Origin of the sequence: Kitasatospora sp. NPDC047058 (assembly GCF_040643935.1) — a bacterium.
Taxonomy (GTDB): domain Bacteria; phylum Actinomycetota; class Actinomycetes; order Streptomycetales; family Streptomycetaceae; genus Kitasatospora.
This window is the reverse complement of the sequence record NZ_JBEYVJ010000400.1, coordinates 1-5,850: the sequence shown is the minus strand read 5'-3', so window position 1 is coordinate 5,850 and position 5,850 is coordinate 1. Positions and strand designations below refer to the sequence as shown.

The window sequence follows — 5,850 nt, the reverse complement described above, 5'->3', positions numbered from 1 at the left end:
CACCGGCAGGCCATGGCGGTGCCGGTGCTCCAGGATCGCCTTGAGGTTGGCCATCTCCACCGTGTGCCCCGCGTAGAAGACGCGTTCGTCCACGGCCGCGCGGTAGCGCTCGTCCGACTCGTCGAGCGGCACCCGGACCCGGATCTCACCGCGGTCCAGCCGCCGGTGGACGGGCAGCCCCAGGTCGGCGAAGACCTTGTGGACGCCGCGGTTGCCGGCCAGCGTGTCGGCCTCGAAGACGCGGACGCCACGGCCGCGCGCGGCGTGCACCAGGTGTTCCAGCAGGAGTGTCGCGGCGCCCCTGCGGTGCCACCGGTCGGCGACGGCCAGCGCCAGCTCGGCGGTCTCCGGCCGGTCCTCGGGGATCTCGCAGTCGGCCTCTCCGATCAGCTCGTCGCCCGCCCAGGCACCGAGGCAGAGCAGTCCGTTCCGCGGCGCTCCGCAGAGCCGGTCGGCGGCCAGCAGCGGCGCGGTGAGGCTGACGCCGAAGAAGCGCAGCCGCCGGCTCTCGTCCGACATCCGGTCGGTGTGCAGACTCAGGACGGCTTCGCGGTCCTGCGGGCCGACCGGGCGGATCGTGACGGTGGTCCCGTCCGCGAGCAGCGCCTCGGCGGTGCCCCGGCGAAGGCCGGCGATGGACATGGCAACCCTCCTCGACCCCCCGTCTCCTCCAGCCTGCCCGCCGGTGCCCGCCCCGGCACAGGGCCGACCGGCCCTGTGCCGACGCGCAGAACGACCCCCGGTGGCGGTGCAGGTGGCCCGGACGGCCCTGTCGGCGGAAACGCCGCCGGCCGATCCTGGAGATGGCCGACCGTCCGGCGGCATCGGGTCCGCATTCGTGCGGGGCCCGGGAATCCGGAGGGAGCACCCCGTGTTCATGCAACTCGCAGACGAGGAGCCCGCCGAACCGCGGCCGCCCCGCCCGCAGGTAGCGATCCGCCCGGCCCGTCCCGGCGCCCCCGGCCGCCGCATCGCACACCGCCGCCGGGGACGTGGACCCGGTCGGGCGGAAGCTCCCCGGACCGGGATCACGCAGGGGATCCCCGGCTCCCCGGAGCCCTCGTCGGCCACCGTCGAGTCCGGGCCGCTCGGCAGCCCGGCCGACGTGCTCGGCACCGCCGTCACCCGGATGCCCGGTGACGTGGCGGACCTGCCACCCGGTCCGGAGGCCGCACCGGCTCGCCGTGTGCTGGTCGAGCTGACGGTTCCCGAATGCTGGCGCAGGCTGGAGCCCGGCGGTCTCGGGCGGGTGGCACTGACCACCGCGCAGGGCCCGCTCGTCCTCCCGGTCGACTTCCGGGTCTCCGGCGGTGGCGTGCTCCTCCGCACGGCAGCCCACGGCACCCTCGCACTCACGCCGGGCGCCCCGATCGCCTTCGAGGCCGGCCGGACCGACGAGGCGTTCCGGACCGGCTGGAGCGTCCTGGTCACCGGCCGGGCCGCCGCGTTCGACGAGCCGGACGCGACCGGCCGACCCATCCGGCACGGCGGCCCGGATCCGTGGGCCGGCGGACGGCGCGACGCCTGGATCCGCCTGCGGCCCACCGCCGTCACCGGCCGGGTCATCCGCCCGGTGGACCGACAGGAGGACGTCCCGCCGACGGGTGGCTGACGGTGGGCGGCGCGGCGGCGCGCTGCGCACACTGGAAGCAGACCGGCAGCGCGGAGGTCGCCACGTGGCAGCGGACGAACCCACCCCGACCGGGCCCGCGCACCCGCCGCCGCCGGTGCCGTCGATGCCGGAGCCGTCGACGCCGCAGCCGCCGATGCCGAAGCCGCCACACCCACCGACGCCGCACCCGCTGATGCCGGACCCGTGGATCCTCCGGTACGAGGGCTTCGACCCCGCGGAGGAAGGCCTGCGCGAGGCGCTCTGCGCCGTGGGCAACGGCTACCTCGTCACCCGCGGCGCCGCCCCCGAGTCGACCGCGGACGGCGTCCACTACCCCGGCACGTACCTCGCCGGCTGCTACGACCGCGTCTCCTCCACCGTCGCGGGCCGGGCGATCACCAACGAGGACCTGGTCAACGGCCCGAACTGGCTGCCGCTGACCTTCCGCCCCGGGGGCGGTGACTGGTTCACCGTCCCACCCGCCGACCAGACCGTGGAGCTGGACGTGCGGCGCGGGGTGCTCACCCGGCACGCCCTGGTCATGGACGCCCGGGGACGACGGACCCGGCTCGTCCAGCGACGTCTGGCCAGCCAGGCCCGCCCCCACCTGGTCGCCCTGGAGACCACCCTCACCCCCGAGAACTGGTCGGGACCGCTGGAGATCCGGTCCGCCCTGGACGGCACCGTCACCAACACGGGCGTCGCGCGCTACCGCGGCCTCAGCGGCCGCCACCTCGAACCGGCCGGCCACGGCACGGACGAGGACGGCCTGCTCTGGCTGGAGGCCGACGCCACCGGTTCGCCGCTGCGCATCGCGCTGGCCGCCCGCACCCTGGTCAGCGGGGCCGGTGAACCCGCACGGACCACCGAGGACCTCGGGACGGGACGGGCGTCCCAGATCCTCGCGGTGGAGGCCGAGCGCGGCCGGCCGGTGACGGTCGAGAAGACCGTGGCGATCCACACCTCCCACGACCCGGCGATCGCCACGCCCCTGCACGCCTCCCGGTCGTTGGCCGCACTGGCGCCCGGGTTCGGGCAGCTGCTGGCCGAACACGAGCTCCGCTGGGCGGAACTGTGGCACCGCTGCCGGATCGAGGCGGACTTCGACGGCGCCGGCCCGCTGCACCTCAGCCTGTTCCACCTGCTGCAGACCTACTCCGAGCACTCCGCCGACCTCGACGTCGGCGTCCCGGCCCGCGGCCTGCACGGCGAGGCCTACCGCGGCCACGTGTTCTGGGACGAGCTGTTCGTCCTCCAGCTGCTCAACCTGCGGTTCCCCGAGCTCGCCCGGGCCGTGCTGCGCTACCGCCACCGACGGCTCGAAGCGGCCCGGCAGGCCGCCCGGGCGGCGGGGCTGCGGGGTGCGATGTACCCGTGGCAGAGCGGGAGCGACGGCCGCGAGGAGTCCCAGCTGCTCCACCTCAACCCGCTGTCGGGGCGCTGGCTGCCCGACCACAGCCACCTCCAGCGGCACGTCGGCTCGGCGGTCGCGTACAACATCTGGCAGTACTACCAGGCCACCGGGGACCTGGACTTCCTGGCCGGCGCCGGCGCCGAGATGCTGCTGGAGATCGCCCGGTTCTGGTCCTCGGCGGCCGCGTACGACCCGGCCCGGGAGCGGTGGTCGATCCGTGGCGTGCTCGGCCCCGACGAGTACCACGACGCCTACCCCTGGGCGGACGGCCCCGGGCTGGACGACAACGCCTACACCAACCTCCTCGCCTCCTGGGTGCTCGCCCGCGCCCGGGACACGCTGCGCCTCCTGCCCGGCTACCGCCGCGACGAGCTGCTGGAACGCCTGGCGCTCGACGACAACGAGCTGGCCCGCTGGCGGGAGGTCGGCCGGCGCCTCCACGTGCCCTTCCACGACGGGGTGCTCAGCCAGTTCGACGGCTACGAGCGGCTCGCCGAGCTCGACTGGACGGCCTACCGCGCCCGCTACCCCGACCTGCGCCGGCTCGACCGGATCCTGGAGGCCGAGGGCGACACCGTCAACCGCTACCAGGCCTCCAAGCAGGCGGACGCGCTCATGATCTGGTACCTGTTCTCCGCCCGCGAGGTCCGCGACCTGCTCCGGCATCTCGGCTACCCCGCCCGGCACGAACTCCGGCGCCGCACCACCGCGTACTACCTCAAGCGGACCGTCCACGGTTCGACGCTCAGCTCGGTGGTGCACGCCTGGGTACTCACCCGCTCCGACCGCCGGGCCTCCTGGCGGTACTTCCGGGACGCGCTGGTCGCCGACCTCCGGGACAGCCAGGGCGGAACCACGGCCGAGGGCATCCACCTCGGCGCCATGGCCGGCGCGGTCGACCTGCTCCAGCGCTGCTACACCGGCCTGGAGATCCGGGAGGACGCGCTCTGGCTCGACCCGCACCTGCCGTCCGCCCTCGGCCGCCTGGAACTGGAACTCCGCTACCGCGGCCACTGGGGCGTGATCGTCGCCGTCGACCACCGGACCGTGACCGTCAGCCTCCGGGAGAGCCGGCAGGAGCCGGTCCGGATCCGCCTCCGCGGCAGGTCGGCCACCGTCGCCCCCGGCGAGACCCGCGTCCTCCGGCTCTGACGGGGCCGCCGGGTCGACTCCGTCCCGAAAATACCCCGGCAGGTATATTGGTGGGCGGAGGCTCCCCCTCCACCCCCGATACGAGGAGTTCAACGATGTGTCGACGGACCGTGTGCCGCACCTGCGGCAAGGCCGGCTACGCGGGATGCGGCATGCACGTCGACCAGGTGCTCGCCGGCGTCCCCAAGGCCGACCGGTGCAGCTGTGACCGCAACGCGAAGAAGAGCGGCGGCCTCCTGGCCCGGCTCCTCGGCCGCCGCTGAGCCTGCACGGGAACGGTTGCTCAGTCAGCCGTCGCCGCCAGAAGGACGATCGCCCTCAAGCCGCCCAGCTGGTTCAATCACCACCATTCAGAGGTCCAGGAGCAAGGACAGGTAGTGATACCGGGAGTCCAGGCTGGTGCGTAGCCAGTAGTGGGCCCCGCCAGTACGTTGGTGGCGTCCCCTGGGGGGTATTGGCACCGGGTGATTGAACGAGCTGATCGGATTAGGGTGATAGAGAGGGTTGGAGGAGATATGCCAAACGAACCCTGGGCCGAACTAGGCGAGACGGTCAGCGCGATTCGCACCCAGTTACAGCAGGCCATGGAGGAGGGAGACAATCGATCACTGAGGTTCCGAAGTGGGCCGCTGGAACTGGAGTTCAGCGTCGCGGTCCGCAAGGAGGGCGAGGCCAAGGCTAGGATTTTCGTGCTGCCCTGGGCGTCGGCCGAGGCGCGCGGGGCAGTCGGCTCCGATGCCTTCCAACGAATCAAGCTCACCCTCGAGCCGATCGACAAGACTGGCACGAGTGCGCGAATCTCGAAGCGAGTCCACAGACGGCCTGCCTGAACATCGGCTGGCACATGCGGTAGCTGTGATGGACACTGAGCGAGTCGTCGAGGTCTGGGTACCTGACACGCAAGAAGTAGGCAGCGGCTACCTGCTCACCAATAGCCTCGTACTCACCGCCTACCACGTCGTGAAGGGCATCCGGAAGCACGCCCGGATCGAGGTCCGGCCACTCTCCAAGGGCGCCGGTCGCCCCTGGCTCACTGCCTCAATGTGTTGGCCGAGCAGATTCGTGGACCTTGATGCTCACCCCGAGCAGGACGCAGCCCTACTCGTGATCAGCCCCTCCGACCGACCGACCGAGCCCCTGCCGGGAACGGTGCGGTTCGGTCAGGTCGTGGGCCAAAAGCCGATTCCGTGCATTGGGCTCGGTTTTCCCGAGGCGGAGGAGCGGCCGGACAATGTCCGCGACACCCTGCCCGTGCGCGGCAAGGTCGATCCCCTTCACGGCTACAAGGCCAAGTTGCTGACAGTCCACATCGATGAGGGTGTCGTACCGCTAGGCTGGAGTGGAGCCTCCGGCGAAGCCCTGTTTTGCGGTCCTTTACTAGTCGGAGTACTCGCGACCGACCATCGCATCGCAGCGGACAACAGCGTCCTGCTTGCAGTCCCCGTCTCCGCGCTCGCCTCCCTGCCGGGTTTCCGCGACGCGCTCACCACGCATGGCATAGAACTACACATCGAACCCGCACCTGTTTCCAAGACGGAACGCCTACTGAAACCCTACTTTGCGGCAGTCTCCCGAGCAGTCCGCGAGCAACCCTACCCAGGACTGCAACGCGGATCGCGAACTGCGACATGGTGATGCCGGCGCCCGTGTCGGTCGGCGGGATGTCGAGGGC

The 5,850-nt window shown here is 72.2% G+C and carries 6 protein-coding genes; 5 read left to right on the top strand and 1 reads right to left on the bottom strand.

Features of this window, described 5'->3' with window-relative positions:
* Positions 1 to 642: GNAT family N-acetyltransferase (locus tag ABZ885_RS33890; protein WP_360197359.1), on the bottom strand; the 642-nt coding region annotated here is incomplete at its 3' end.
* 463 nt (positions 643 to 1,105) lie between these two features.
* On the opposite strand from ABZ885_RS33890, the gene ABZ885_RS33885 reads away from it, so the two are divergent.
* The 5 genes from ABZ885_RS33885 to ABZ885_RS33865 all read left to right on the top strand — a co-directional run bounded on the left by ABZ885_RS33885 (position 1,106) and on the right by ABZ885_RS33865 (position 5,813).
* A complete protein-coding gene (locus ABZ885_RS33885; RefSeq protein WP_360197356.1) occupies positions 1,106 to 1,612 on the top strand; it encodes a pyridoxamine 5'-phosphate oxidase family protein in 507 nt (168 codons plus the stop codon).
* Positions 1,613 to 1,805: 193 nt separating this feature from the next.
* Positions 1,806 to 4,178, top strand: coding sequence for a glycosyl hydrolase family 65 protein (locus ABZ885_RS33880; RefSeq protein WP_360197362.1), 2,373 nt, complete (start codon positions 1,806 to 1,808; stop codon positions 4,176 to 4,178).
* 95 nt (positions 4,179 to 4,273) lie between these two features.
* A complete protein-coding gene (locus ABZ885_RS33875) occupies positions 4,274 to 4,441 on the top strand; it encodes a hypothetical protein (RefSeq protein ID WP_360197354.1) in 168 nt (55 codons plus the stop codon).
* A 252-nt stretch (positions 4,442 to 4,693) separates the two neighbouring features.
* Positions 4,694 to 5,008 carry a trypco2 family protein gene (locus ABZ885_RS33870; protein ID WP_360197351.1) on the top strand — a complete coding sequence of 105 codons (315 nt, stop codon included), beginning with the start codon at positions 4,694 to 4,696 and terminating at the stop codon, positions 5,006 to 5,008.
* A 28-nt stretch (positions 5,009 to 5,036) separates the two neighbouring features.
* Positions 5,037 to 5,813, top strand: a complete 777-nt coding sequence (locus ABZ885_RS33865) for a hypothetical protein (protein WP_360197348.1) — start codon at positions 5,037 to 5,039, stop codon at positions 5,811 to 5,813.
* Positions 5,814 to 5,850: the final 37 nt, after the last annotated feature.

Bases quoted from the DNA above. Each gene is read 5' to 3' on its own strand.
- ABZ885_RS33880 (WP_360197362.1), top strand. From the start codon at position 1,806: ATGCCGGACCCGTGGATCCTCCGGTACGAGGGCTTCGACCCCGCGGAG.
- ABZ885_RS33875 (WP_360197354.1), top strand. From the start codon at position 4,274: ATGTGTCGACGGACCGTGTGCCGCACCTGCGGCAAGGCCGGCTACGCG.
- ABZ885_RS33870 (WP_360197351.1), top strand. From the start codon at position 4,694: ATGCCAAACGAACCCTGGGCCGAACTAGGCGAGACGGTCAGCGCGATT.
- ABZ885_RS33865 (WP_360197348.1), top strand. From the start codon at position 5,037: ATGGACACTGAGCGAGTCGTCGAGGTCTGGGTACCTGACACGCAAGAA.